The sequence below is a fragment of the Arthrobacter sp. YN genome (assembly GCF_002224285.1).
Lineage (GTDB): Bacteria > Actinomycetota > Actinomycetes > Actinomycetales > Micrococcaceae > Arthrobacter.
Map to the genome: position 1 here is coordinate 896724 of NZ_CP022436.1, position 24932 is coordinate 921655.

Annotated in this window: 22 protein-coding genes; 10 read left to right on the forward strand and 12 right to left on the reverse strand. The window is 63.9% G+C overall.

Annotation, left to right across the window (positions count from 1 at the left end; translation table 11 throughout):
- Positions 1-649 precede the first annotated feature (649 nt).
- Positions 650-1516: a winged helix-turn-helix domain-containing protein gene (locus tag CGK93_RS04210; protein WP_089593734.1), complete on the forward strand. Its 867-nt coding sequence runs from the start codon at positions 650-652 to the stop codon at positions 1514-1516.
- 133 nt (positions 1517-1649) lie between these two features.
- Positions 1650-2174 (forward strand): SixA phosphatase family protein, encoded by a 525-nt coding sequence (locus tag CGK93_RS04215; protein ID WP_089593735.1) that lies wholly within the window; start codon positions 1650-1652, stop codon positions 2172-2174.
- 3 nt (positions 2175-2177) lie between these two features.
- Here the strand turns inward: CGK93_RS04215 and CGK93_RS04220 are convergent, their stop codons facing one another.
- Together CGK93_RS04220 and CGK93_RS04225 are read right to left on the reverse strand one after the other, a co-directional pair.
- Positions 2178-2504 (reverse strand): hypothetical protein, encoded by a 327-nt coding sequence (locus CGK93_RS04220; protein WP_232481544.1) that lies wholly within the window; start codon positions 2502-2504, stop codon positions 2178-2180.
- A 115-nt stretch (positions 2505-2619) separates the two neighbouring features.
- A complete protein-coding gene (locus tag CGK93_RS04225; protein WP_089593736.1) occupies positions 2620-3540 on the reverse strand; it encodes a LysR family transcriptional regulator in 921 nt (306 codons plus the stop codon).
- Positions 3541-3612: 72 nt separating this feature from the next.
- Between CGK93_RS04225 and CGK93_RS04230 the strand changes: the two genes are divergently transcribed.
- The gene (locus CGK93_RS04230) at positions 3613-4527 is read left to right on the forward strand and encodes an EamA family transporter (RefSeq protein WP_198318346.1); all 915 of its coding nucleotides are present in this window, start codon (positions 3613-3615) and stop codon (positions 4525-4527) included.
- Positions 4528-4579: 52 nt separating this feature from the next.
- On the opposite strand, the gene CGK93_RS04235 is transcribed toward CGK93_RS04230, so the two are convergent.
- On the reverse strand, positions 4580-6058 hold the full coding sequence (locus CGK93_RS04235; RefSeq protein WP_089593738.1) for a gamma-aminobutyraldehyde dehydrogenase: 1479 nt from the start codon (positions 6056-6058) through the stop codon (positions 4580-4582).
- Positions 6059-6172: 114 nt separating this feature from the next.
- Entirely contained in the window at positions 6173-6859 is a 687-nt protein-coding gene (locus tag CGK93_RS04240; RefSeq protein ID WP_089593739.1) for a TetR/AcrR family transcriptional regulator, read from the reverse strand.
- Between the two features lie 177 nt (positions 6860-7036).
- Between CGK93_RS04240 and CGK93_RS04245 the strand changes: the two genes are divergently transcribed.
- The 6 genes from CGK93_RS04245 to CGK93_RS04270 are packed head-to-tail and all read left to right on the forward strand — an operon-like array spanning position 7037 to position 15392.
- The gene (locus CGK93_RS04245; protein ID WP_089593740.1) at positions 7037-8749 is read left to right on the forward strand and encodes an amidohydrolase; all 1713 of its coding nucleotides are present in this window, start codon (positions 7037-7039) and stop codon (positions 8747-8749) included.
- Positions 8746-10431: an ABC transporter substrate-binding protein gene (locus CGK93_RS04250; protein WP_089593741.1), complete on the forward strand. Its 1686-nt coding sequence runs from the start codon at positions 8746-8748 to the stop codon at positions 10429-10431. The genes CGK93_RS04245 and CGK93_RS04250 overlap by 4 nt, the downstream gene beginning before the upstream one ends.
- A gap of 1 nt (position 10432) precedes the next feature.
- A complete protein-coding gene (locus tag CGK93_RS04255) occupies positions 10433-11461 on the forward strand; it encodes an ABC transporter permease (RefSeq protein ID WP_089593742.1) in 1029 nt (342 codons plus the stop codon).
- A complete protein-coding gene (locus CGK93_RS04260; protein ID WP_089593743.1) occupies positions 11458-12315 on the forward strand; it encodes an ABC transporter permease in 858 nt (285 codons plus the stop codon). Before CGK93_RS04255 ends, CGK93_RS04260 begins: the two co-directional genes overlap by 4 nt.
- Complete coding sequence (locus CGK93_RS04265) at positions 12312-13934, forward strand: dipeptide ABC transporter ATP-binding protein (RefSeq protein WP_089593744.1); 1623 nt, start codon at positions 12312-12314, stop codon at positions 13932-13934. Before CGK93_RS04260 ends, CGK93_RS04265 begins: the two co-directional genes overlap by 4 nt.
- A 39-nt stretch (positions 13935-13973) precedes the next feature.
- On the forward strand, positions 13974-15392 hold the full coding sequence (locus CGK93_RS04270; protein WP_089593745.1) for an NAD(P)/FAD-dependent oxidoreductase: 1419 nt from the start codon (positions 13974-13976) through the stop codon (positions 15390-15392).
- A gap of 61 nt (positions 15393-15453) precedes the next feature.
- Here the strand turns inward: CGK93_RS04270 and CGK93_RS04275 are convergent, their stop codons facing one another.
- The 5 genes from CGK93_RS04275 to CGK93_RS04295 all read right to left on the reverse strand — a co-directional run bounded on the left by CGK93_RS04275 (position 15454) and on the right by CGK93_RS04295 (position 21228).
- Positions 15454-16086: a hypothetical protein gene (locus CGK93_RS04275; RefSeq protein ID WP_232481545.1), complete on the reverse strand. Its 633-nt coding sequence runs from the start codon at positions 16084-16086 to the stop codon at positions 15454-15456.
- 94 nt (positions 16087-16180) lie between these two features.
- Complete coding sequence (locus tag CGK93_RS04280; protein ID WP_089593747.1) at positions 16181-16813, reverse strand: TetR/AcrR family transcriptional regulator; 633 nt, start codon at positions 16811-16813, stop codon at positions 16181-16183.
- A complete protein-coding gene (locus CGK93_RS04285) occupies positions 16810-18846 on the reverse strand; it encodes a YhgE/Pip domain-containing protein (protein WP_089593748.1) in 2037 nt (678 codons plus the stop codon). The genes CGK93_RS04280 and CGK93_RS04285 overlap by 4 nt, the downstream gene beginning before the upstream one ends.
- On the reverse strand, positions 18843-19700 hold the full coding sequence (locus CGK93_RS04290) for an ABC transporter ATP-binding protein (protein ID WP_089593749.1): 858 nt from the start codon (positions 19698-19700) through the stop codon (positions 18843-18845). The genes CGK93_RS04285 and CGK93_RS04290 overlap by 4 nt, the downstream gene beginning before the upstream one ends.
- 70 nt (positions 19701-19770) lie before the next feature.
- Positions 19771-21228 carry a dihydrolipoyl dehydrogenase family protein gene (locus tag CGK93_RS04295; protein ID WP_089593750.1) on the reverse strand — a complete coding sequence of 486 codons (1458 nt, stop codon included), beginning with the start codon at positions 21226-21228 and terminating at the stop codon, positions 19771-19773.
- Between the two features lie 156 nt (positions 21229-21384).
- On the opposite strand from CGK93_RS04295, the gene CGK93_RS04300 reads away from it, so the two are divergent.
- Entirely contained in the window at positions 21385-22215 is an 831-nt protein-coding gene (locus CGK93_RS04300) for a sulfurtransferase (RefSeq protein WP_089593751.1), read from the forward strand.
- A 60-nt stretch (positions 22216-22275) separates the two neighbouring features.
- Here CGK93_RS04300 and CGK93_RS04305 read toward each other — a convergent pair whose 3' ends face one another.
- Genes CGK93_RS04305 through CGK93_RS04315 form a run of 3 tightly spaced genes read right to left on the reverse strand, consistent with a single transcriptional unit; the run spans position 22276 to position 24900 of the window.
- Entirely contained in the window at positions 22276-22962 is a 687-nt protein-coding gene (locus CGK93_RS04305; RefSeq protein ID WP_089593752.1) for an N-acetylmannosamine-6-phosphate 2-epimerase, read from the reverse strand.
- A 21-nt stretch (positions 22963-22983) separates the two neighbouring features.
- The gene (locus CGK93_RS04310; protein WP_089597188.1) at positions 22984-23964 is read right to left on the reverse strand and encodes an ROK family protein; all 981 of its coding nucleotides are present in this window, start codon (positions 23962-23964) and stop codon (positions 22984-22986) included.
- Positions 23965-23982: 18 nt separating this feature from the next.
- A complete protein-coding gene (locus CGK93_RS04315; RefSeq protein WP_089593753.1) occupies positions 23983-24900 on the reverse strand; it encodes a dihydrodipicolinate synthase family protein in 918 nt (305 codons plus the stop codon).
- Positions 24901-24932: the final 32 nt, after the last annotated feature.

The following is a 24932-nucleotide window of genomic DNA, read 5'->3' on the forward strand; positions in this document are numbered from 1 at the left end:
ACAACTCTCTGTTCTGCGGGTTGGCGGCCGCTTTGCCTGTCCTGTGAGGATGCTGTGAAGTCAACACCAGCGAGGTGGGAGTCGGGAAGCCATGGGGCTCAATAATCCCGTTTCTACAGCTTGTAGCAGATTTTCGGCTGAAACTTCCCGAACGTGGCCCCCGGCGATTGGACAACGACTGTTTCAGATCGTGAGATTCCGCAGCAAGGTACTTCACAGGAATGTCGATGCACATCATGCCCGATTGGCCGAAGAAAATTCACTGGATGGCGAATATTTCTTGTTTCGGTCGAATGAAATGGCGTTCATTTATCGCCATGGCTGAATTGTGATTTGCGACACAATAGACCCCTCCGTCTCAAAATGTGGACGGTTCGGCGCTTTGTTACTTGCGTGTTGCCATTGTTACGTTGCACACTTCCAATGTGAACAAGAACTCAACAGCACCTGCAGCCGCAGCAACCTGGTCCAGCACACCCGCTGGCCATGATGACCGCTGTTGTCGAATGCAAGCCTAACTTTCCACCCCAAGAAGTTTCAGGCATTCGCCCCCTAGCCCAGCGTTGGGCGCCCCTCCCCAAACTCATTGCGGGGACAACCAGCATTCGAAGCCGCGATGACGGCTATTCACTTTTGAGGTAAGCACTCCATGTCAGTTGCATCTGGATACGTCCACATCTCCGTCCGTAACGCCAACAAGGCCGCATCGAATGCAGGGCTCCGCCCCGGCTTCGGCAACCGCCCCGGGTACGCCCCCGTCCAGCAGGGCGCGGGCCAGCAGGCTCCCGGTTACGTTCCGCAGGGTTACAACCCCAACTCCTATGGCCAGTTGCGCGCCGTACCTACCGCCGAGCCGGCCCCCATGACTGCGCCCACTCCGGTGATTGCCCAGTCCGACAGGCTCCGCCCCGTTGCCAACGACAATGTGGCCCGCGGTTTTGTGCTCTACATGGGCATTGACGAAGAAACCGCAGCGGCAGCCGGCACCTCCATTGCCAAGCTGGCCCAGGAAATCCGCGCTTATGCGCAGTCCCTCGTGACCGGCGCTGAGAGCTATGCTGCCGTGGCAGTTGCCCCAGCCGGCGCGCCCGGGTCCGCGCTCGACGTCGTGCGTTCAACCTTCGGCGACCCCACCGTCGCCGCGCGCCAGCGCACCGAAGCTGCCCGTCCGACGCCCCAGCAGGAGTCGCGCCCGTCCGGCGTGTTGATCGACCTCGCCCGCCGCGAAGTACACCTCGATGGCGAATCCCTGAACCTGACGTTCAAGGAATTCGAGCTCCTCAACTACCTCGTCGAGAACGGCACCCGCACCGTGGGTCGCGATGAACTCCTTGAGGGTCTGTGGCGCAATGCAGAAGAGGTGCCCAACGAGCGCACCATCGACGTCCACATCCGCCGCCTCCGCTCCAAGCTCGGCCGCCTCGCCAACACCGTCCGCACGGTCCGCGGCCAGGGCTACCGCTTCTACGAGCACCCCGAAGTTATTGTCTGGGCCGCTCCGGAATACTCGATCTAAGCAACGCTTCAGCCGAAAGCGCTCGTCCTGTAGGGGCGGGCGCTTTCGCGTTCCTGGCACCTTTCCTACTGCCGGCGGCGGTGCGCGTGGTGGTACGCCGTGTGCGGAGGCCCCGGGCGGATAGGGTTGGTTCATGAGCGACCACCACATCAAGCGCCTCGTGATCATGCGGCATGCCAAGGCCGATTGGCCCATGGGCGTGCCTGATCATGAGCGTCCCCTCGAGGAGCGTGGGCATCGGGAGGCTCCGCTCGCGGGCAAATGGTTGCTCAAGCAGGGCGTGGTGCCCGACTTCATCCTGTGTTCGTCCGCGCTGAGGACCCGTCAGACGTGCACCTGGGTCTGCGATGAGCTGGGTGACAAAGCGCCGACGCCGAAACTCGAGGACGGCCTGTACGCCGCCTCCGCGAACCGCATGTTGACGGTCATCAATCATGTTCCTGACACGGTGACCACGCTGATGGTCATTTCTCACATGCCCGGGGTCCAGGATCTCGCCATGCACTTGGCTTCGCGGGATTCAGACCACGACGCCTACATGGATGCCGCTACCCGATACCCAACGAGTGCGTTGACGGTACTGGAGACGGAGAAGTCCTGGGCTGAGCTGGATGGGCAGGACGCGCGGCTGACGCATTTCACGGTGCCCCGCGCATAATCGCTATTGCGAGTTACTTGGGTCCCCGTGGGCCAACTGCGGCATGCACATGCAACGAATCTCGAAAACGGGCAGGCCCGCCGCTTCGTCTCCGTGCCCCGTCGCGATCAGATACTCGCCGTCGAACATGTATACCGGCAACTGCGGTGCCATGTATTCGTTGTAGCGGCTGGGGTACACCCATTGCCCGCGGATATCGAACGCCGGCAGTGCGTAGGGATCGCGCCGGTTGTGGGCGCTCGGATACAGTGCGTCGTCGATCATGATGTGACTCACCAGGCCATAGGTGTGATGGTGGTTCATGTCCGTGGGAAAGAGGATTGCTTCCACAGTTGGGCCCCTTCAAAGTTTCGACGATCGCGCTCCGGGCGGCGCGGACGGCTAGGTAAGGTTAGCCTAAGCTAACAGTCCGTCAGGCGTCGAATGTTCCCCTGTGTGACGTTGATCAACTCCGGGGCATGGGCAGGTCCTCCGCGGACACGTCCCGCAGTATGCGTACGGCATGGCGGATGGTGGGGCTGGCGGTCATCGTCTTCCGGTACACAACCCCAACTGAACGTTGCTGGACGGGATTCATCACGGGAATGGCAACGACTCCCGGTGGGAGCAACGGCCTTCCCAGGCGCGGTACCAGCGCCACGGCTACCCCTTGCTCCACCATGGCGATGTGCGTGGAAAAGTCGGGATCGTAGACGCGGATGTCGGGAACCCGCCCCAGCCCGGCGAAGATCTGCAGCAGAGCCTCGTTGCAGATAGCCCCCGCCGGGGTGCTGATCCAGGTCTCGTTAAGCAAGTCTTCACGCTCGACGGCGGTGCGGGACGCGAGTGGGTGGGCGCTGTTAACCAGGACATCGGCTTGGTCGATGCAGAGGTCCTCGTGGACCAGGTTCTCCGGGATGACCAGGGGCACGGAGTTCCAGTTGTGGACCACTGCCAGTTCCGCCTCGCCGGATGCCACCCGCTGCACGGCTTCGCGCGGGTCCTCTGCCAGCACCGTGATCTCCACGGCGGGGTGGGTGGCCGCCATGCGCCTGAGCATGGGTCCCACCAGCCCCCGGCATGCGGTGGAGAAGGCCACTAGTCTCAGCAGGCCCGACGGCTTGGCGGGATCAGCGAGCAGCGTTGCCTGAAGCTCCTCCAGTTCACCCATGATCCGGCGGCCATAGCCGGCCAATGCCAGCCCTCGCTCGGTGAGGAGCACGCCGCGGCCATTGCGCTCCAGGACGGCAACGCCGGTCTGTTTTTCCAGTTTTTTGATCTGCTGTGACACCGCCGAGGGGCTGAATCCCATGACGTCGGATGCTGCCACTACCGAGCCATGCTGTTCCACGGCTACAAGCGCCCTCAGGGCTGAGATATCGATCATGAAGCAAATCTACGCGGTTGGGTGCAGAATTCAACGCTGGTGCTTCACGCTAAAGAGAGTCAGAGTGTACTTGTGAACCTTCGCCACTCTGCCCTTGCCGTCTTGGTCGCCGTCTTATGGGGTATCAACTTCGTAGCCATTGACCTGGGCCTGCACCCGAACGGCAGGGAAGTCCCTCCGCTGCTCTTCGTGGCGATGCGCTTCCTGCTCGTCGTTTTTCCGTTCATCCTGTTCATCCGTAAGCCGGACGTGGGCTGGAAGGCGATAGTCGGCGTCGGACTCTTCATGAGTGCCGGTCAATTCGGCCTCTTGTACCTGGGCATGGCGCTCGGGATGCCGGCAGGCTTGGCCTCACTGGTCCTCCAGGGGCAGGTACTGTTCACCATCCTGCTGGCGTCGAGGTTCCTGGGGGAGAAGCCCAGCCGTCGTCAGATGGCCGGCGTAGTGCTCGGCATCGCCGGCCTGTGCGTGGTGGCACTGGGACGCAGCGCTGTTGCGCCGGTCCTTCCGCTCATGATCGTTTTGGCCGCGGCGTTGTCCTGGGCTGTTGGCAACGTGGTGGCCCGGCACTCCAAAGCCGCTTCCGGGTTGGGTCTGGTGGTGTGGTCCGGTGCAGTGGTCCCTGTTCCCTTGGCGGGGTTGTCGTTGGTAGTGGACGGGCCTGGCACCGTGTGGGCAACGCTCACGGACCTGCAACCGGCAACCATCCTCAGTGTGATCTACACGGCGGTGTTTGCGTCCCTGATCGGGTATGGCATCTGGAACCGGTTGTTGTCGCTGTACCCGAGTTCCGATGTCGTGCCCTTCACGCTTTTGGTCCCCGTGGTGGGGATGACGGCGGCGTGGCTGGTCCTGAATGAGATTCCCACCCTTGCCGAAATCATGGGCGGGCTGATCCTGCTGCTCGGTGTGGCCACGGCAGTGCTCGGCGCTGGACGAAAAATCCGTCCCGAAGTGACCGTTGCGGGGCCCGCTCTGCGGCTCTGAATCCCGCGGAGGCATGTAGAGCAGGCCCCGCAACCGTCACGCAAGAGGGGGATCAGCGCAGCGTGAAGATGGTCCGGTGCCAGTCCTTCTCGATGACGCCGTCCAGCTCCACCATCACGTGCTTCACCTGGGTGTATTCCTCAAAGGAGTACGCGGACATGTCCTTTCCGAATCCGGACTGCTTGAAACCGCCATGGGGCATCTCGGAAATGATCGGGACGTGGTCGTTGACCCAGACGCAGCCCGCCTTGATCTCGCGGGTGGCGCGCATGGCGCGTTGGAGGTTGTTGGTCCAGGCTGACGCTGCCAGTCCGTAGACGGTGTCGTTGGCGAGATGGATCGCTTCGTCATCCGTGTCGAAGGGAAGAACCACCAGGACCGGGCCGAACACCTCGTCCTTGACGATCTCCGAGTCGGGTGCCGCGTCCACCACCAGGGTTGGCCGGTAGAAAGCGCCGTCGCCCAGGCCCTTATCCGTCGGAGCGTAACCCCCGGCCACCACTTTGCTGTAGCCCCGGGCCCGATCCACCATTCCCGCCACATGGTCCCGCTGCTTGAAGGAGACCAAGGGGCCAAGGTCCGCGTCGGTATCCCCGGGCGCGCCAAGGACGATCCCATCAAAGCGCTCGGCGACCTTGGCCACGAACTCGTCATAAACACTGCGGTGCACAATGGCGCGGGTGGCTGCGGTGCAGTCCTGTCCCGTGTTGATGAGCGAACCCGCCACGGCGCCATGCACTGCGGCGTCCAAGGTGGCATCGTCGAACACCACAATGGGTGCTTTTCCGCCCAGTTCAAGGTGCACGCGCTTGGCGTTGACGGCAGCAGCTTCCAGGACCGTGCGGCCAATGGCGGTGGAGCCTGTGAAGGACACCATGTCCACGTCCGGGTGCTGCATGAGGGCGGCCCCTACAGAGGCTCCGTCGCCCACCACCACGTTCACCACGCCGTCGGGCAGTCCGGCATCCGTGAGCGCCTGCGCGAACATGAGGGATGTCAGTGGTGTGATCTCGGCAGGCTTGAGGACAATGGTGTTGCCGGCGGCGATCGCGGGCAGTATCTTCCACGCCGCCATCTGCAGCGGGTAGTTCCACGGCGCAATGGACCCCACCACGCCAATCGCCTCGCGGCGGATGGAGGAGGTGTGCTGGGGCGAGTACTCGGCTGTGGCTTTGCCTTCGAGGTGGCGTGAGGCTCCTGCAAAGAAGTCGATGTTGTCGATGGTGCCGGGGACGTCGAACTCGCGGGTCAACCGCAATGGCTTGCCCGTCTGTGAACTCTCCACCCGGGAGAACTCCGCGGCCCGTTCCTCCATGATCCGGGCGAACTTTTGCAGGATCCCGGCTCGTTCTCCTGCGGTGGTCCGGGACCATGCCGGGAAGGCTGAACGGGCTGCTGCCACCGCGGCCTCGAGGTCCGCCACTGAGGCGAGGCTCACGGTTTCCACCACCTCCGAGGTCGCCGGGTTGATGACGTCCAGGGTGTTGCCCGAGGTGCCGGACAGGAGTTTTCCGTTGATGAACTGATGCATGTGGGTGCCGTGCTTTCCCTGCCGGGCGTCGGTGTCCGGGCAGTGGTGAAGGAACGACGCCGGATGGCGGCGTGCGTGCGTGCGGTGAAGGTGGATTGGGGGCGTGGCAGGCTGTCAGGCCTGCGGCCCCTGTGCGCTTTCGCGTTCGGCGCTGTCCAGGATGGCTGCGAGGCCGGCTTGGAATGCCTTCAGTGAGTCGAGGGTTTGCAGTGCCGCGTGGTGCTTTTCAAGGAGCGGGTGCCCGGTAATTCGAGTGAAGACCCTGGGGTTGAGCCAGGGATCGTGGCCCTCGGAGTCCGGGAGCCGCTGGATTTCCACCGCAATGCCGGCGCCGAGCGCAAGGGTGTAGCTTTCCAATGCTGCGTAGTAGTGCACCACGCGGTCCTCGTCGAGCCCGGCGTCGGTGAGGCATCGCAGGACGAACTCGATGGCCTCCAGTTCGCCGGGGCCGTAAGTGTCCGTGGCAAATGACTCACTGCCCAGGGATGGGTGCTGCATGAAGACCCGGAGGAGTTCATCGAGGTACGTCTCGAGCCGGGTACGCCAATCCTGGTCCCGTGCCGAGGCCAGCGTTCGATCCACGGACATCATGAACAGTTTGTCCAGTGCTGCCCTGACGATTGCGTCCCGGTTCCGGAAGTGACGGTAGACGGCGGTGGCGTCTACTTCAAGTTCCTGCCCCAGTCGTCGGACGGTCAGCCGCTCGCTGGGTTCCTGGCTGGAAATCCGGAGAACGGCGTCGATGATGGCGGCGGGGTCAAGACGGGTGCGACGGTCCGTTGACTGTGCTGGCTGCACCATCTGTTTCCGCCTTCCATGCGATCCCCGGTTGATTATCAACCTACATGATTCATGGGCACCTCCTTTCGAGGACAAGTCAAAGTCTTTGTCAGCACTGATGTCAACACTGTTGACTTTAATGTGATCCGGCTCATAGTCTGTCTCCCAGAGTTGAATTTCCCACGAAAGGACTCGATCGTGCACGCAGAGATTTTGTTGGAGAACGGATGGGTGTACACCGGCAAAGACGCCGGACCCATCCGGGCCACCGTGGCAATAGGCGAGGGCAGGGTGATCGATGTTGGCAGTGCCGAAGACCTGGAGGCAACAGCGACGCCGGACACGCGCCGCGTCAACCTGGAAGGGCAGTTGCTGCTTCCCGGGTTCCAGGACGCCCATATCCACCCCATCTTCGCTGGGATAGAGCTGCTCCAGTGCGACCTGACGGAGGTGGCCAGCGCAGACGAGGCTGTGGCAACAGTTGCCCGCTACGCCGCGGACAACCCGGACGAGCCGTGGATCCTGGGCGCAGGATGGTCCATGGATCTGTTCACCGGAGGCACCCCCGGGCGGGAGTTGCTGGATGCCGTGGTCCCGGACCGGCCCGTGTACCTCGTCAACAGGGACCACCACGGCGCTTGGGCCAATACCGCGGCGTTCAAAGCCGCCGGGATCACCAAGGACACACCTGATCCGGACGGCGGCCGGCTGGAACGCGAAGAGGACGGCACGCCGGCAGGCACCGTGCACGAAGGTGCCATGGACCTCTTCAACGCGGTAAAGCCGGCAGTGCCCTATGAGTTGGCGTACCAAGGGCTGCTCGCATCCCAGAAATTGCTGCTCGCCCAGGGCATCACTGCCTGGCAGGACGCCTGGGTACCCATCCCGGAGGGCGAACACGCCGATCATCTGGAGGTCTACCAGGACGCGGCGAAGGCAGGGGACCTCAAAGCCAGGGTCACGGCATGCCAGTGGTGGGACAGGACCGCCGGCCTGTCCCAGCTGGAAGCAATCGTGGAACGCCGGAACAGGGTGGCCGAAGCATTCGACCCCCTGCAGCTCAACGCCAACACGGTCAAAGTCATGGTGGATGGCGTGGCCGAGAACTACACAGCCGCCATGCACCACGTCTACCTGGACCACCACGGCCATCACACGGAGAACCGCGGCATTGAGTTCTTCGAGCCAGAGCAGTTGAAGGAGTTCGTCACCGCAATCGATGCCGAGGGTATGCAGGTTCACTTCCATGCCCTTGGCGACCGCGCTGTCACGGATGCCCTGGACGCGCTGGAGGCAGCCCGGAACAGCAACGGCGCCAACGATCACCGGCACCACCTCGCCCACTTGCAGGTGGTCCGCGGCGAGGACATTCCCCGTTTCCCGGAGCTCAATGCGGCCGCCAATGTCCAGGCACTATGGGCCTGCCACGAGGAACAGATGGACACCCTGACGCTCCCGTTCCTTGAACCGGGCGCCGAGGACAGGCACTATCCCTTCGGCGAGCTGGCTTCTGCGGGCGCCCGATTGGTGGCGGGCAGCGATTGGCCGGTCTCCACTGCCGACCCCATTGCGGCCATCCATGTGGCAGTGAACCGCATAGCTCCGGAAGAAAACCTCCCCCCGCTCGGCCCGGCATCGCAAAAGCTCAGCCTCAAACAGATCGTGGACGCCTACACCCACGGCACTGCATGGATCAACCACCTGGACGCCGCAACGGGAACCCTGGAACCCGGCAAGCTGGCGGACCTCGCCGTCCTGGACGTCAATCTTTTCGATCTTCCCGAAGAGGAACTGCACCGGGCAGTGGTGACGCAGACGTGGATTGGGGGCGAGTGCGTCTATGACCGGTCGGCAGCCCAAAGCCCGGTCGCGGAAACAGCCCGCGGCCAGCAGCCGGCGGTGATGCAGTGAGGCCGCCAACAGCGGGTGGCGCCCGGCGCTGCAAACAGCGGACGACGCCGTCGCGCATCACCGCGGTGACGGTGGCCGGCGTCGTGCTCGGCTTGGTCCTGGGCGGCTGCGGCACTCGACCCACCAGCGTGACCGACGCCGCGGGCGGTGCCAAGTACACCCTGTCCGACTCCACCGATGAGCCCACCCAGGAGATCGACAACTTCAACTGGGCCATGTACGCGGAGCCATTTTCCCTGGACTACGCCTACGCCTTCGATTACCCGGACAACACCGTTCTGTCCAACGTGTGCGAGTCGCTGTTCCGCTGGAACGCGGACCTGTCCACCGCGCCCGGCCTGGCCACGGGAGTGGAGAATCCTGATCCCCTCACGTGGATCTACACCATCCGCCAAGGCGTGAAGTTCCACGATGGCACGGAGATGACGGCGGACGACGTCGTTGCGTCCCTGAGCCGCCACATCGATCCGGAAGTGGGTTCGTTCTGGGCGTCGTCCTACCAAAACGTGGAGTCCATCGAGAAGACCGGCGACTACGAAGTCACGGTTACCACCACGCGTCCGGACTATGTGTTCAACAATTCGTTGGTTGGCGCCCCGGGTGTGGTGGAGTCCGCAGCAACCCTGGAGGAAGCAGGCAAGGACTACGGCAACTCCAAAGCGGGAGTTAACTGCACGGGGCCGTTCCAGTTTGACCAGTGGGAAGCGGGGGAGAGCATCACCCTTAAACGCTTCGACGACTACTGGGATCCGGACCTGAAAGCCAAATCGAAGCAGGTTACATTCACCATGCTCCCGGACGCCACATCCCGCATCAACGCCTTCCAGACCGGCGAAATCGACGGCGGCTTCGCGATCCCGTCCAACGCGATCGACATCCTCAAGGCCAACAAGGACGCCGGGTCCCTGTACTTCGGCAATGACACCTCCGTGCAGAGCATGGTCTTCACCAACCTGGCCGGGACCTTCCAGGACGTCCGGGTCCGCAAAGCACTCATGATGGCCATCAACCGGGACGCACTGATCAAGGCCGCGGAGCAGGGCTACGCCAAGAACACGGATGCACTGACCACCAGGAGCGTGTGGAAAGACGTCCCGGCTGCCACAGCTGATGAGGCCTTTGATGGGCTCCTCTCCACGCCCTATGACCTGGAAGAGGCAAAGAAGCTGGTGAAGGAAGCCGGGGCCGAAGGCAGCAAGTTCGTCTTTGCCACCGCCTCCCTGAATGCCGCGTTCGACATCACGGCACGGGCCATCGCGTCCGCGGCCAAGGAGATCGGCTTGGAACCGGAAATCCAGACCATGTCCAATGACAAATACACCACCCTGTTCTCCGACCCGGAGGCCCGCAAGAACGTGGACCTGCTGGTGACATCCTGGTACCTCTCCAGCACGGAACCCCTGGAAATGTACAGCGTGCTGCGGACGGGCGACTTCAGCAACTACGGCGGCTGGAGCAACGCGGAATTCGATGACCTGGTGAACTCCGCGTACAGCGTGCAGGACCCGGAGGCCCGCGGCAAACTCACCGGCCAGGCCGCCAAGCTGGCCAGCGAAGAAGTGGTCTGGGGGCCGCTCTACGAAACCGTCACCTCCATGTGGCTCGGCAAACGCATCACCGGTGCGGACCCGTCCATCAACTACATGTACTACCCGTGGGCAGCCCAGATAGGAGGTCGCTGACATGACCGCTACAGAACAAGTCCAGGCCGCCAACGCGCCGGGCACGCCCAGCCACAAGCGGGACAAACGCAGGGCGGTCCGCCCGGCGGTCTACATCGTGAAGAAGCTGCTGGCCCTGGTGCTGACGTTGTTCGTTGCCTCCATGGCCGTGTTCTTCTCCCGTTTCCTGGTCCCCGGAGACCCGGCCCGCTTCCTGCTCAGGGGACGCAGTCCCAAACCCGAGGCACTGGAAGAGATCACCCGGCAGTTCGGCTTGGATAAGCCGGCCTGGGAACAGTACCTGAACTGGCTCGGCGGCATCCTGCACGGGGACTGGGGCCGCTCACTGACCTACCGCCAGGACGTCTCCGACGTCTTGCTCGGACGCCTGCCCACCACCCTGCAACTTGTCGCCTTGGCCGCGGTGTTCATCACCGTCCTTGGCTTGTTCGCCGGGATCGTCGCCAGCCTGAACAAGGGCTTCAGTGACCGCTTCATCCTCATTACCCTCACTGCGGCCGGGGCTGTCCCGCCGTTCGTTGCGGCCATTGCCCTGGTAGCGCTCTTCTCCGTGGGGCTGGGCTGGTTCCCCTCCTTTGGAAGCGGCGACGGCGGATGGGACCGGATCTGGCACCTCACCCTCCCGGCGCTCGCCTTGGGCATCACCTACATCGCCATGGTGGCCAGGGTGACGCGGTCCTCCATGAACGAGCAACTGCTCCGCGAACACGTGGAGGTGGCCACCAGCCGTGGACTCACCCGTGGGTCCGTGGTGGCACGCCACGTGCTGCGCAACGCCTTGGGGCCCATCCTGACCGTGAGCGGCGTGCTAGTGGCCGGACTCCTGGTCTCCAGCGCCATCATCGAGCGGACCTTCGGCCTCTCCGGCATCGGGCAACTCCTGGTGCAGTCCATCGACAGGCTCGACTTCGGTGTTGTCCAAGCGATCGTCATGGTGGTGGTTGCAGCCTTCGTCCTGGTCAACACCGTGGTGGATCTCGTCCAACCCCTCATTGATCCGCGGATCGCGGCCGGAACGGAGTCCCGATGACGTTAGCCATCCAGCTGCCACAGACGGGGCTTCGCCGTTACGGCAGCCTCCTGTCACCCATGGCGTGGGGCGCGCTTGCCGTTGCCGCCGCCGTCGTACTTCTTTCCCTGTTCGCCCCGGTCCTGGCGCCGTACGACCCGGACTACGTAGACCTCAACAACGTTTTGGCCGGTCCCAGCGGGCAGCATCTGCTGGGTACGGATGCCTTGGGCCGCGACCTCCTCAGCCGGATCATGCACGGTGGGCGGACCTCGCTCCTGGGACCCACCATCGTGGTGATCGGATCCACTGTCCTCGGATTGCTGCTTGGCCTGGTGGCTGGCTGGTCAGAGGGCTGGCTGGGCAAGGTTTTGGGCCGCCTTTTCGATCTCCTCTTTGCGTTTCCCGCGCTGCTCATGGCCATGCTTGCCATTGCCCTGTTCGGTAAGGGGCTCTTCGCGCCCATCCTGGCCATGACCATCGCGTACGTTCCGTACGTGGCCCGGCTCGCGCAGTCATTGGTGGTGGCCGAACGCAGCAGGCCGTACGTCCAGGCGTACAGGGTGCTCGGTTTCCGGACGCCCTGGGTGGTGCTGGGACGGGTTCTCCCCAACCTCATTCCCACTGTTGGCGCCCAATCGACCCTGAATTTCGGCTACGTGCTGGCAGACCTCGCGGCGCTCTCCTTCATCGGGCTCGGGGTCCAACCGCCCACCAGCGACTGGGGCGCAATGATCGAGGAATCCCGCGGAGCCCTGCTGGGCGGCTACCTCCTGCCTGCCTTCTGGCCCGCTCTGGTGGTGGTCCTGGTGGTGGTGGCCGTCAATGTCATCGGCGAGGAAATCTCAGACCGCATCGGAGGAAAACTTTCATGAGCCAGCTCTTGCAGATCGAAAACTTTACGCTCGGGTTTCCGGGCAGGCCGCCGCTGCTGGACAGCGTTTCCCTGCACGTGAACGACGGCGAAGCGGTCGCCTTGGTGGGGGAGTCCGGCTCAGGCAAGTCCCTGACCACCCGTGCCGCGCTGGGGTTGTTTCCCAGTGGCGCACAGTCCTCCGGCCTCGTGTCAGTTCAGGGCTTGGATACCCTCACAGCCAGCAAACAACGCCTCATGGAGCTGCGCCGCGGACATGCGTCGATGATCTTCCAGGACCCCAGGGCCGGCATCAACCCGGTCCGGACCGTGGGGGACTTCCTCACTGAAACACTCGTGCGGTTTGACGGTCTGACCCGCGCCGAGGCCACCGAACGCGCCGTGAAGCAACTGGAGCAAGTGGGGCTTCGGCGGGCCAAGGAGCTCATGGACCAGCACCCCCATCAACTCTCCGGCGGCATGCTCCAGCGCGTCATGATTGCCGCGGCCCTCTTGAACTCGCCGGATCTGTTGCTGTGTGACGAGCCCACCACCGCCCTGGATGTCACCACCCAGGCCGGGATTGTGCGGCTCCTGCGCGATGAACAACAGTCCCGCGGGATGGGCATGCTGTTCATCACCCACGACCTCAACCTCGCCGCCAGCCTGTGTGAGCGCGTCTATGTTCTCCGGCGCGGGGAAGTGGTGGAACACGGACCAACCCGGACCGTGTTCGTGACACCGCAGCAGGATTACACCCGGCAGTTGGTAGAGGCAACTCCCGTCATAGAGGTGGGGTCTGGCTCTGCCCTGGCTGCGGCTCCCGGGCTTGAGCCGGCAGGGTCTGCCTTGCTGGAGATTACCGGGCTATCCAAGACGTACCACCTGCCCCGCGGAGAAGTCATCACCGCCTTGGACAACGTTCACTTCAGCTTGCCGGAGGGCGGTTCCTTGGGCATCGTGGGCGAGTCCGGTTCCGGGAAGTCCACGCTCGCCAGGTTGGTGCTGGCGCTGGAAACCGCCTCAGCAGGCGAACTCACCCTTCGCGGAGTCACCAGGCCACACCGGCCCCTGAAGGCATCCGAAAGGAAAGTGCTGGCCAAGGAAGTACAGATTGTTTTCCAGGATCCGTACCTGTCCTTGGATCCCCGGATCGCTGTTGGCAATGCTGTTGCCGATGTTTTCCGGCTGCACCAAAAGCAAGGACGCAAAGAAGCCAAGGAGAGTGCACGCGACCTCCTGGAAAGGGTGGGGATCGGGACCGAACGGTTCGACGCCAAGCCCCGGGCCCTCTCGGGCGGACAGCGTCAACGTGTCGCCTTGGCGAAGGCCCTTGCTGCGCGCCCCCGCCTCTTGGTGCTGGACGAGGCCACCAGTGCTTTGGACGTCTCCGTCCAGGCCCAGGTGCTGGAACTCGTGGAGGAACTGCGGCACCAACTCGGGCTGACCATCCTGTTCGTCACCCATGACCTGGCCGTGGTGTCACGCCTCTGTTCTGAGCTCATCGTGATGCATCAGGGACGGATCGTGGAGCAGGGGCTCACGGCACGAATTCTCGAAGACCCTGGCGATGAGTACACGCGCAACCTCATCGCCTCCCGTCCCCGGCCCTTGTGGGACGCCGAGCCGGTCATTGCCTGACCGGCTAAGAACATCACCATTGAAACAGGAGAACCTCCCGTGAAGACCACCGTTTTCGAACGGAATGTCCCGCAGACCGCCGTCGTATCCCATGCGCTGGAAGGTGCCGCCCACCGGCCTTTCTGGATCGACGACCTGAAGGACTCAGCAACTCATTACCCGCAACTCGACGGCGATGCTGCCGCCGACCTCGTGATTGTCGGTGGCGGATACACTGGCCTTTGGACAGCACTTCGCGCCAAGGAACGCGACCCTGGCCGGACAGTGATCCTGGTGGAAGCAGAACAGGTGGCCTGGGCAGCGTCCGGCCGTAACGGCGGCTTCTGCGAGGCCAGTCTCACCCACGGCCATGAGAACGGCAAGAACCGCTGGCCCGACGACCTTGAGACTTTGGACCGGCTGGGCATGGACAACCTGGACCGCATGCAGGAAGCCGTGGAGAAATACGGCATGGATTGCGATTGGGAGCGGACCGGTGAACTCAATGTTGCCGTCGAACCGCACCAAGTGGCGTGGCTCCAGGAAGACGACAGCCCCGGCAGTGTCTTCCTGGACCAGGAGGCCATCCGGGCGGAGGTCAATTCCCCCACCTACTTGGCGGGGCGTTGGCACAAGGACTCCGTGGCTATGGTCCATCCGTACAAACTCGGTCTTGAACTGGCGCGGGTGGCAAGGGAGTTGGGCGTGGTGATCCATGAAGGTACCCGTGTGCGCGAACTCAACGACCATGAGCGCGGCGTCACCGTCGTCACGGAACGGGGCAATGTAGAAGCCGGGTACGTGGTCCTTGGCACCAACGTGTTCCCGTCCCTGCTCAAGCGGAACCAGCTCATGACTGTCCCGGTGTACGACTATGCGCTCATGACCGAACCCCTTACGGCAGAACAGCTGGAGTCGATCGGGTGGAGCAAACGCCAGGGAATCGGCGATGTTGCCAACCAGTTCCACTACTACCGCATCACCAAGGACCACAGGATTCTCTTTGGCGGGTACGATGCTCTCTACTTCTGGGGCCGTCGCGTGGACCAGCGGCACGAATACCAGCCGGAGACCTGGGAAAGGATCGCCTCCCACTTCTTCACCACGTTCCCGCAGTTGGAGGGTCTGAAGTTCACGCACAAGTGGGCCGGTCCCATCGATTCGAGCACGCAGTTCTGCGCGTTCTTCGGCACTGCCCGGAAGGGGCGGGTGGCGTACGCGGCTGGTTTCACCGGGCTTGGAGTCGGGGCCACGGCCTTCGCTGCGGACGTCCTCCTGGACCTGCTGGCCGGCCTGGACACCGAGCGCACGCGGGTGGAGATGGTCCGGAAACGGCCGCTCCCCTTCCCTCCTGAGCCGCTGGCCTCCCTGGGCATCAACCTGACCCGCTGGTCCATGGACAGGGCCGACCACAACCAAGGGAAACGGAACCTCATCCTCAAAGCGCTCGACGCCGTGGGGCTGGGTTTCGACTCCTGACCCTCCCAACTAAGTAACAGCACATGTCGTAATGAGTGCCCATTGCGACATGTGCTGTTACCTACTTGGGGACGTTAGCGCTTGGGGCCGCTTTGCGTTGGGTAGAAGCGCTCGACGCCGGACGCTTGGCCGGCGTCGTTGGCGTCCGGGGTGCGGGGCGCTTCACGGCGGGGGTCTTCGTTACGCCGGAGGGACGCGGAGCCGAAGCAACCGGGCGCTTGGCCGGCGTCCCTGCGCGCGGCGCGGGTTTCCGCGGCGCGGGGGTGCGCTTTACCGCCGTCGAAGGCCTTTTGGCAGGGGCAGTGGCCCGCGAACCAAACGACGGCACCACCGCGCCGAGGAACAGCACAGCCAGTGTCCCAACCCCGGCCGCGGCAGCCAAGTAGAAGTAGATGTCGGAGTCCTGGGTGCTCCCGGCACTGCCCAAGGCGTTGGCATCCTGGTTGAAGGCGATACCCCACATCCGCAGGAACGCGATGCCGCAACCAATGAACAGGCTGGTGCCCGCCGCGCCAAGGAGGACCACGAAGTAGCGGCGGCGGTTGAAAACCTGGACGAGGGACGCCAAATAGCAGACCAGCACAGCGCCGAGGAACAGGTACAACACCAGTTCCTCGAGCACCACCGCGGCCAGTACCAACAGCCCGAGCGAGACGAACGCGGCCACCACCGCTAGCTTCCCGCTGTTCCCCATGTGACGCATGAGGTTAATCATCGCCGACCAAGTGGCCACGCCACGCCGTCGTACATTGCAGTTGAGTACCGTTGTGAGGCCCGCTCAGGCAGCGCTACTTGATAACGTATCCGTGCATGATGGTCATCACGGCGGCCACGCTCTGCTCGCGGGTCCGTTCCGGGTTGTACGTCTGACGGTCCAGTCCCACCACGAAGATCGCTCCGAAGATCGCTGCCTCCAGTGAACCCCGGGCAATGGACTCGTTGACCTTGTACCCGGACGCAACGCTTTCCACGGCCGAACCAATCACGGCCAGGAGCTCAGCCCGGAGTTCGGCGAACACGGCGCTCCACTCGCCGGGCGTGCGCCAGTTTTCACTGACCCACAGGCGGGCGAAGGAGGGGTAGTCGTCCATGAATTCCATGGCCTGGCCCACCATGTTGTTCATGGATTCCAAGGGGTCGCTGGCCTGTCCGCGAACGTCCTGGAGCCGGACCAGCATGATGTCCACACCGTGCCGAAGCAGCTGGGCAATCAGGTCCGACTTACTGCCGAAGTTGTAATAGACAGTCCCCTTGGAGACACCAGCCGCGGCCGCGATCTCGTCCACCGTGACCCCTGCGGCGCCGCGCTCGCCGATCAATTCCATGGAGGCCTCGAACAGACGCTGCTTGGTGGCGTTGGTGCGGCCGGGGCGGAGCTTCTTCTCTGCAGTGCCGGCGGGGACGGGCTCGGTGGTGCTCATACTGCGATCTCCGGCTTCAGCGTCTTGAGGGTCCACACCTTGTGCTTGCGGACGGCGAGCGTGGACAACGCCATTCCCAGCAAAGTGTATCCAAGCAGGCCCAGGACAGTGGGCCAGATCATGCTGAGCTCACCTCCGTAGATCAAGTGCCGCATGCCGGTCACCACGTAGCCCATGGGCAGGACCTCGTGCACCACGTGCAGCGGCATGGGGGTGGTTTGCCACGGGAACGTTCCGCCCGAGGACACCAGCTGCAGGACCAACAGGATCAGCACCACGAACTTGCCGGGTGTCCCCATCAGCGCCACGATGCCCTGGATGATTGCGCTGAAGGCCATCACCGCGGCCAGCATGAACAGCCACATGCCGATGGGGTGTGCGGGGTTCAAGCCCAGGCCAAGGTTCACCACGAGAGTGAGGATGGTGGCCTGCAGCACCGAGACCACGAAGAACGGCAGCCAGCCTCCGACGGCGATTTTCCAGGCAGGGGCGTTCGACGCCAGGGCCCGCTGGGTGATGGGCCGCATGGCCTGGACCAGCATGAAGACGCCGATCCACAGTGCCAGGGTCAGGAAGAACGGGGCGAGTCCGGCGCCGTAAGAGCCTGCCTTGGCCTGCGAGACGTTGTCCACCGCCACGGGATCAGCAATCACCTTGGACACGCTGCTTTTCTGCTCATCGTTCGGGTTGGGGATATCTCCTGCACCCTTGGCGAGTTCGGTGGCGAGGGTGTTTGAACCATCGGCTGCAGTCACTGCGCCGCTGGCAAGCTGTCCAGCGCCGTCGTCCAGTTGGCGGGCACCGTCGTCGAGCTTGGCCGCGCCGTCCAAAGCGGTCTGCTGTCCGGCGGCCAGTGTGGCTGCGCCGGTGTTCAGCTGTCCGGCACCTGCGGCGGCTTTCGAAATCGCGTCGGTGAGTGTCGGCGTGGCGCCGGCGAGTTTGGCGGCTCCGGCGCTCACGGCAGCCGAGCCGTCCGAGAGTTGCTGGATCTTGGCGGCGTCGCCGGAAATCTTGGCCTTCGCGTCCGTCACGGGGCTCGATGCCGCGGCGGCGTCGAAGTCCGCCAGGACCTTGGCGGCCTGCTCCTGCGTCAGCACACCGGCCGCGACCAGCCGCGCGTTGGACTCGACCACCCGGTTCCGGAGGCCTTTGTCTGCCGCTTCAAGCTGCCCGACGACGTCCTGGACTTTCGCGTTCAGCTCGGCGTTTCCGGCGGCTACTTGGGCTGCGCCGTCGGCGAGTTTCCTGGAGTCCGCAGGCAGTGTGGCCGTCTTGTTCTTCAGTTCGGTGAGGCCTGAGCTCAGCTGGCTGGCGCCGGTATTGAGCTGGACCGCGCCGTCCCGCAGTTTGGTCTGTCCGGCCACGAGTTGGTCGGCGCCGGTCACCAGTTCCGTGGTGCCGCCGTGGAGTGTTGTGGCGCCGTCGCTGAGCTTTCCCACGCCTGTGGCAAGTTCCGAGGCTCCGTCCGCGGCTTTGACGATGGAGGCATGGATGGTTCCGAAGCCTGTGAGGAGCTGGTTTGCCGTTTCCTCGCCCACCTCCTTGGCCACTGTGGAGTGAACCGCTGTGGTGAGCTTGTCCACGATGGTGCTCAAAAGGTAGTTGTTGGCGTCGTTGGTGGTGACGTGCAGCATGGCCTGGTTGGCGGCGTCGAAGCTGCCGGGCGAGACCAGGTTGGCGGAGAAGTCCTTGGGGATGCGCAGCGCGAAGGCGTACTCACCCGTACGGACACCGGCGTCTGCATCCTCGGCGCTGGAGACCGGCTTCCAGTTAAAGACGTGTCCCTCCACCAAGCTGTCAGCCACTTTCCGGCCGGCCTGCAGTTCGGTGCCGTCCGACGACGTTGCTCCCGTGTCCTCCACCACCAGCGCGGCGTCGATCTGGTTCAGGTTGCCGTACGGATCCCAGTTCGCATAGAGGTACACGGCGCCGTACAGCAACGGGACCATGGTCAGGGCGAGGATGGTCAGCTTGGGCAGGAGCCCGCCGGTCATGCGCTTGAGTTCGGAGCGGGCGAGCCGCAGAACAGTCACTTTGCAGTCCTTTGGAGGTTTTCGGATTCGGGGTCAGCGGCTGCCTGGGGCGCCGCTGGAGTTTCGAGCGTTTCCGGCTCTTCAGCCACCGGCTCGGCAGCGTGTTTTGCTTTGGGCTCGACGGCGGCGGGTTGGGGCTCGACGGCGGCCGCCGGCTTGGCTTGGGCTGGTTCGACGGCGGCTGGCTCGGTTTCGGAGTGGGCGGCATCCGCCTCCGGTTCGGGTGGATGCATCACGGAGTTGCCGATCACCGCGGCGGCTCCGGTCCAGTTGTCCGGGAGGGCGCCGACGACGGCGACGACGGCAAGTGGCCGCCCGGCGTCGGACGCCAAAGCCTGAAGCCTGGGCAACCACGCTGCGGGATCGGCGCTGTGGCGGTCGGGGGAGTCCACTACGAGGAGGTCCGTGGCCGGATCTGCGAGGGCAAGTGCGGTCAGGAGTTCGAGCCGGCGGGCGGCGGGAATTTGTTCAATCCAGAGACCCGCGATGTCCTCGAAGCTGTTGACCTTCAGCCATGGCTTACTCAGCAACGCGCCACGGTAGCGGCGGGGGATGAGGGAGAGGTCTTCGGTGACGAGGTCACGGACGCTGAGGTGTTGCTCGGGTTCGTTGACGCCGGGGGAGTCCACCAAGGCGCTGGCGAGCCGGATTTTCTTGGTCTTGGTAGTGGTGTCCCAGCTGAGGACGCCGTTGCTGGGCTTCATGCGGCCGCTCAAGGCCAACGCCAAAGCGGTCCGCTGGTCCTGGCCCTCTCCGGCAACGAGCAGAAGTTCGCCGCGGCGGACCTGAAGTGACGTTGCCGGCAGGAGATCGTCCCGGCGGCCGTTGATCTGGAGTTGCTGTACGGACAGCACAATGAAGCCTTTCGCAGAAATGGTGTCTGCTGAAAGTCTAACTAAACTGACTGGTCAGTTCAAATAGAGATTAGAGTCCGTACTTTTCAAGGAGCCGCAGCCATACTTCGCTGATGGTCGGATATGAAGGAACGGCGTGCCATAGACGGTCCAGTTTCACTTCGCCCACGATCGCAATGGTGGCTGAGTGCAGGAGTTCTGCAACGCCGGGGCCCACGAAGGTGGCGCCGATGATCACCTGCCGATCCTCATCCACCACCATCTGGGCCCAGCCCTTGTAATCGGGGGAGTGCAGTTGGGAACCGGACACGTTGATGGGGAGTTCCACGCCAGTGACGTTCCTTCCCTGCAAGAGGGCCTGCTCCAGGCTGGGCCCCACGGAGGCAACCTCGGGGTCGGTGAACACCACGCTCGGGACTGCGTAATCGTTGGCAGTATGGGCCCACGGGCTCCACGGTTTCGGTGTGCCCTGGAGCTTGCCGTTGGCCCTTGCCACGATCGCGTCAGCTGTAGCGCGGGCCTCGTACTTGCCCTGGTGGGTCAGGAGGACCTTGCCGGCGGCATCCCCGGCGGCATACAACCAGAGCCCGCTGGTGCCGTCGCTGGCTGGGCCTTCAACCAGGCCGCTGGCATCGGTCGTGACCCGGAGCGGCTTGCCGTTCCGAGCCTCGACGCCAACATTCTCCAAGCCCAGATTGGCCAGGGCGGGGTGCCGGCCTGAGGCCACCAGCAATTTGTCAGCGGTGACTGTTTTGCCGTCGAACGTCACTGTCACTGAGCCGTCGTCGTTCTTCCCTGTTCTCTCCACATCGGTGTGGACGTGGACGGTGACGCCGTCGGCGCGGAGTCCGGCCAGGACCAGGGTGGCGGCCTCTTCCGGGTAACTGCTCAGCAAACGACCGCGGGCAATGAGCGTGACGTCCGAGCCGAGCCGGGCGAATGCCTGCGCCATCTCCACGCCTGCCACGCCACCGCCGAGCACCGTGAAGCGCTTGGGAATTTCCTTGGCTGCCGTGGCTCCGCGGGTGGTCCAGCAGGGGATGTCCTTCAAGCCCTCGATCTCCGGGATGGTAGGAGTTGAGCCCGTCGCGACCACCACGGCATGGTGGGCCTTCAGCGCGTAACTGTTGCCGTCGAGGCCATCCACTTGGACCTCGCGCGGGCCCGTGATGCGGCCGCGCCCACGGATCAGTTCGATGCCCGCGCTGTCCAGCCATTCAACCTGGCTGCCGTCCTGCCAGTTGTTGGTGAACCAATCCCTGTTCTTCAGCGCAGCTTGGGCGTCGACCACTCCAGTAACAGCCTCGCTCGCCCCGGGCACCACTTGGGCGGAGTGGAGCACGCTCCCCGGACGAAGAAGTGCCTTGGAGGGGATGCAGGCCCAGTAGGAGCATTCGCCGCCCACTAATTCGCTCTCGATAATCACCGCCGTCAGGCCGCCGCGAACCACCCGGTCCGCCACGTTTTCCCCTACGGCGCCCGCGCCGATCACGATTACATCGAATTCCCGCGAGGTCTCGGCAGTCATGGGAGAAGCCTACAACCGGCGCCTGTACGTTGTGGGGCCTGCTCTGCGGGTTTGGGGTGGGTTTTGGGGCGCAAAGTGGGCCTCGCAATGCGACTCCCTGTCCAGATGCCGAGATGCGTATCTCATATTATGGGATGGGTGGCTAGGCTGTTTCGCATGGGAGAAGATTTGAGGCCTTTCGTCGACTGGGACTGGTGCGCGGAGAACCTCGGGAAATTCGTGCTCGCAGATTCCCGCTGGTACCTCGATGGCTCTTCCGGGAAGGACGCCTATGAGAGCGGCCATCTTCCTGGTGCTGTGTTCATCGACCTGGACCAGTGGTTGTCCGGGCCGGCGTCTCCTGAGGCCGGGAGGAACCCGTTGCCCGACCCCAACGTGTTTGCTGAAGGCATGCGGCACGCAGGGATCAACGACTCGGACACGGTGGTCGCCTACGACGATGCAGGTGGAGTCATCGCGGCCAGACTCGTGTGGATGCTCCGGTCCACAGGGCATAGTGCCGCGATCCTCAACGGAGGCATGGCCGCATATCCGGGCGAGCTCACCGCTCAGACACCTGCACCACGGACTGGGGACTTCTCGGCTCAAGCCTGGCCTGAGCACCTGATCTCCGCTATTTCCGAAGTATCTGACGGCAAGTACACCGTCATCGATGCGAGGAACCGTGACCGCTTCGATGGACTCCAGGATCCCGTGGACCCTCGTCCTGGGCACATACCCGGGGCCGTGAACGTACCATGCCGCGAGAACCTCGACTCCACGGGACACTTGATCCCGGAACTGCAGATTCGCGCGAACTTCGAACGTGCAGGCGATCTGTCCGCAGGGAACACCGTTTCCTACTGCGGTTCCGGAGTAACGGCCTGCCACAACCTGCTCACGATGGAGCAACTGGGAATGGGCCAAGGCAAGCTGTTCGTCGGCGGCTGGTCCCAGTACTCCCGCGTGCAGGAGACGCCAGTGGCGATGGTGTCACCGGGGTTGTGAGGCCTGCTCTGCGGGCTTCGCGTGGATTTTGGGGTGCCGAGCGGGCCTCGCAATGCAGGGCTACGCGTGCATCGCGCCCTTGAACCAGCCCGTGATGCTCGCCGGATGTGTGATCGCCGTGCCGACAACCACCGCGAACGCTCCGGCGTCGAGGGATTGCCGGGCATGCGCCGGGGTATGGATCCGGCCCTCTGCAATGAGTGGCTTGCCCAGGTCCGCGGCGGCAATCTGCTCCAACAGTTCCAGGTCCGGACCGTCCGTCTTGGGGCGCTCGCCGGTGTAACCGGCCAACGTGGTGCCGATCAGGTCGGCACCCGCCTCGACGGCGGCAACGGCGTCGTCGAAGGACCCGCAATCTGCCATAACCAAGGCCTGGGATTCCGCGTGAATGCCGGCAACGGTCGCTGCCAGGGTCAGCCCATCCGGCCGCTCCCGACGCGTTCCGTCAATCGCCACAACGTGCGCGCCGGCATTCGCAACGGCCAAGGCATGACGAAGCGTAGGTGTGATGAAGACTCCGTCATGTCCGTCCTTCCAGAGGCCAATGACAGGAACCTCGACGGCGGCACGCGTGAACTGCACGTCGGCCAACCCTTGGACGCGGATCGCCGCCGCGCCTCCGATGACAGCGGATGCCGCCACTTGGCCGGTGGTGCGGGGATCGCGCATGGGTTCGCCGGGGTACGCCTGACAGGAAACGATCAATTGGGAGCGGAGGGCTTCAAGGCCTTCAGGTGTGAGGATCATGATGTTCCCTTTACTTACGGACTACTTAAGGACGAGTTTCGCGGCGCCAACGATGGCGGCTGTGTTGCCAAGGGTGGCCCTGAGGACAGGGATGGCAACCAAAGGAGCCAGCAGTTCCCGGCGCAAAGCAGCTTCCATGGGCTTCCACCAGATTTCGCCGGCATCGGCAAGGCCGCCGGAGATCACCACGGTTTCAGGATCAAGGATGTTGATAAGCCCGCCCACGGCCTGTCCGGCCGCGGCTGCGCCCAGCTCGATGGCATGTAAAGCTGCGGTGCGGCTGTCCGCAGAGCCTGCGGCAGCACCGCCGTCGTGAGCGTCAGAGACAGAAGTGGCAAGGGCAAACACGCCCCGGGTGTCGGCAGCGTCGACGGCTGAACCTCCAAACCGCAAAAACGCCTCATGAAGAGCCGGCCCGGAAGCCACAGCTTCAACGTGCCCGGACCCACCGCACACGCAGGACAGCGGTGAACCACCAAAAGAGGCATAGGGAGAAGCGAAATGCCCCACATGCCCGCCCACAAAACGGTGGCCCAAAACGGGTGTGCCGGCAAGGACAAGGCTCCCGCCAACGCCCGTCCCGAACGCCACCATGAGTGAACTTGAGGAACCAGCGGCCGCGCCCAGCCAGGCTTCGCCGAGCGCATGGGCGTGGACGTCGTTGACGGCGCGGACGGTGCCAAAGCCCAGACGGGACGACAAACCGGCCACCAGTTCAGTCCCGGCCCAATCAAGAATCGCGTCGGTCGCGGACACAACGGACCCAACAACAGCGTCAATCACCCCCGCGGAGCCGATGCCGACGCCGGAAACCGACATGCCGGCGTCGGCAGCGCGCTCCACCAAGCCCCCGATCAGCGCAGCGGTGGCGTCCAAAATTGCTTCGCCACCGGCCCGGTTCAACGTAGGAATGGTCTCCGACATCAACACGTCGCCGGAAGGCGTGACAACTCCGGCGGCGGTTTTGGTGCCGCCGAGGTCAACGCCGATCACGTGGTTCATGGAAGGGGTCATCGAAGCTTAGACCAGCCCGTTCCGCTCCAGGATTGAACGAATGAGAGCAGTCTCGGAGTCATCCAAGGAAAGCATCGGCGAGCTCATGGTGTTGGATTCGATGACGCCCATTACCTGCAGTGCGGTCTTGAAGGCGCCCAGGCCCGCAGCACCACCGGAAACGCGGCCGTTGGGGGCGTAGACGATCTCGAAAACGTCGGCCAGGCGGTCCTGCTCCCTTGCCGCGAGAGTCCAGTCGCCGGCCTGGGCGGCGTCGAACAGGCGGCGGTAGCCGGCCGGATCAACGTTGCCGAGGCCCGGAACAACACCCTGCGCGCCGCCGAGGAGAGCGCCGTCCACCACAACTTCGTGACCCGTGAAGATGTCGAAGTTGGGGATGCCCTTGGCCGCGAGGAGGAGTTGGCGGAAGGAGACGTCGTCGCCGGAAGAGTCTTTGACGCCGGCAATGACGCCATCGCGGCCGAGCCGGACCAGCAGGTCGGTGGGCAGCTTGAAGTGCGTGCGGACAGGAACGTCGTAGGCGAAGATCGGCTTTTCGATGGCCGCGTGGATGCTGCGGAAGTGCGTTTCGGTCTCCGCGGCGTTGCCGATTGCGTAGTACATGGAGGTGACCACGATCGCGTCGGCGCCGAGGTCAACCACCTTGCGGGCTTCCTCGATGACGCGGGTGGTGGTCTGCTCGTTGGCACCCACGATCAGCGGGACCGCCCCGGCATTGGCGTCGGCGATGGTGGAGACCACCAGCTCACGCTCGTCGTTGGTCAGGTAAGGGACTTCGCCGGAGGAGCCGAGGACGAAAAGGCCGGACACTCCGCCGTCGATCAGGTGTTTGGTGACGTTCTTCAGCGATGCGGCGTCGATGCTGCCGTCCGCGTGGCGGGGGGTGATGACCGGGGGGATGACGCCCTCGAACTGAGTGGACACAGAATTCTCCGTTGTTTGTAGCTGTGAAGGGA

Coding starts and splice junctions, on each gene's coding strand:
- CGK93_RS04215 (WP_089593735.1), top strand. CDS start 1,650: ATGAGCGACCACCACATCAAGCGCCTCGTGATCATGCGGCATGCCAAG.
- CGK93_RS04265 (WP_089593744.1), top strand. CDS start 12,312: ATGAGCCAGCTCTTGCAGATCGAAAACTTTACGCTCGGGTTTCCGGGC.
- CGK93_RS04310 (WP_089597188.1), bottom strand. CDS start 23,964: ATGAACCACGTGATCGGCGTTGACCTCGGCGGCACCAAAACCGCCGCC.
- CGK93_RS04260 (WP_089593743.1), top strand. CDS start 11,458: ATGACGTTAGCCATCCAGCTGCCACAGACGGGGCTTCGCCGTTACGGC.
- CGK93_RS04255 (WP_089593742.1), top strand. CDS start 10,433: ATGACCGCTACAGAACAAGTCCAGGCCGCCAACGCGCCGGGCACGCCC.
- CGK93_RS04225 (WP_089593736.1), bottom strand. CDS start 3,540: ATGATCGATATCTCAGCCCTGAGGGCGCTTGTAGCCGTGGAACAGCAT.
- CGK93_RS04280 (WP_089593747.1), bottom strand. CDS start 16,813: ATGAGCACCACCGAGCCCGTCCCCGCCGGCACTGCAGAGAAGAAGCTC.
- CGK93_RS04300 (WP_089593751.1), top strand. CDS start 21,385: ATGGGAGAAGATTTGAGGCCTTTCGTCGACTGGGACTGGTGCGCGGAG.
- CGK93_RS04305 (WP_089593752.1), bottom strand. CDS start 22,962: ATGATCCTCACACCTGAAGGCCTTGAAGCCCTCCGCTCCCAATTGATC.
- CGK93_RS04210 (WP_089593734.1), top strand. CDS start 650: ATGTCAGTTGCATCTGGATACGTCCACATCTCCGTCCGTAACGCCAAC.
- CGK93_RS04275 (WP_232481545.1), bottom strand. CDS start 16,086: ATGGGGAACAGCGGGAAGCTAGCGGTGGTGGCCGCGTTCGTCTCGCTC.
- CGK93_RS04295 (WP_089593750.1), bottom strand. CDS start 21,228: ATGACTGCCGAGACCTCGCGGGAATTCGATGTAATCGTGATCGGCGCG.
- CGK93_RS04235 (WP_089593738.1), bottom strand. CDS start 6,058: ATGCATCAGTTCATCAACGGAAAACTCCTGTCCGGCACCTCGGGCAAC.
- CGK93_RS04240 (WP_089593739.1), bottom strand. CDS start 6,859: ATGGTGCAGCCAGCACAGTCAACGGACCGTCGCACCCGTCTTGACCCC.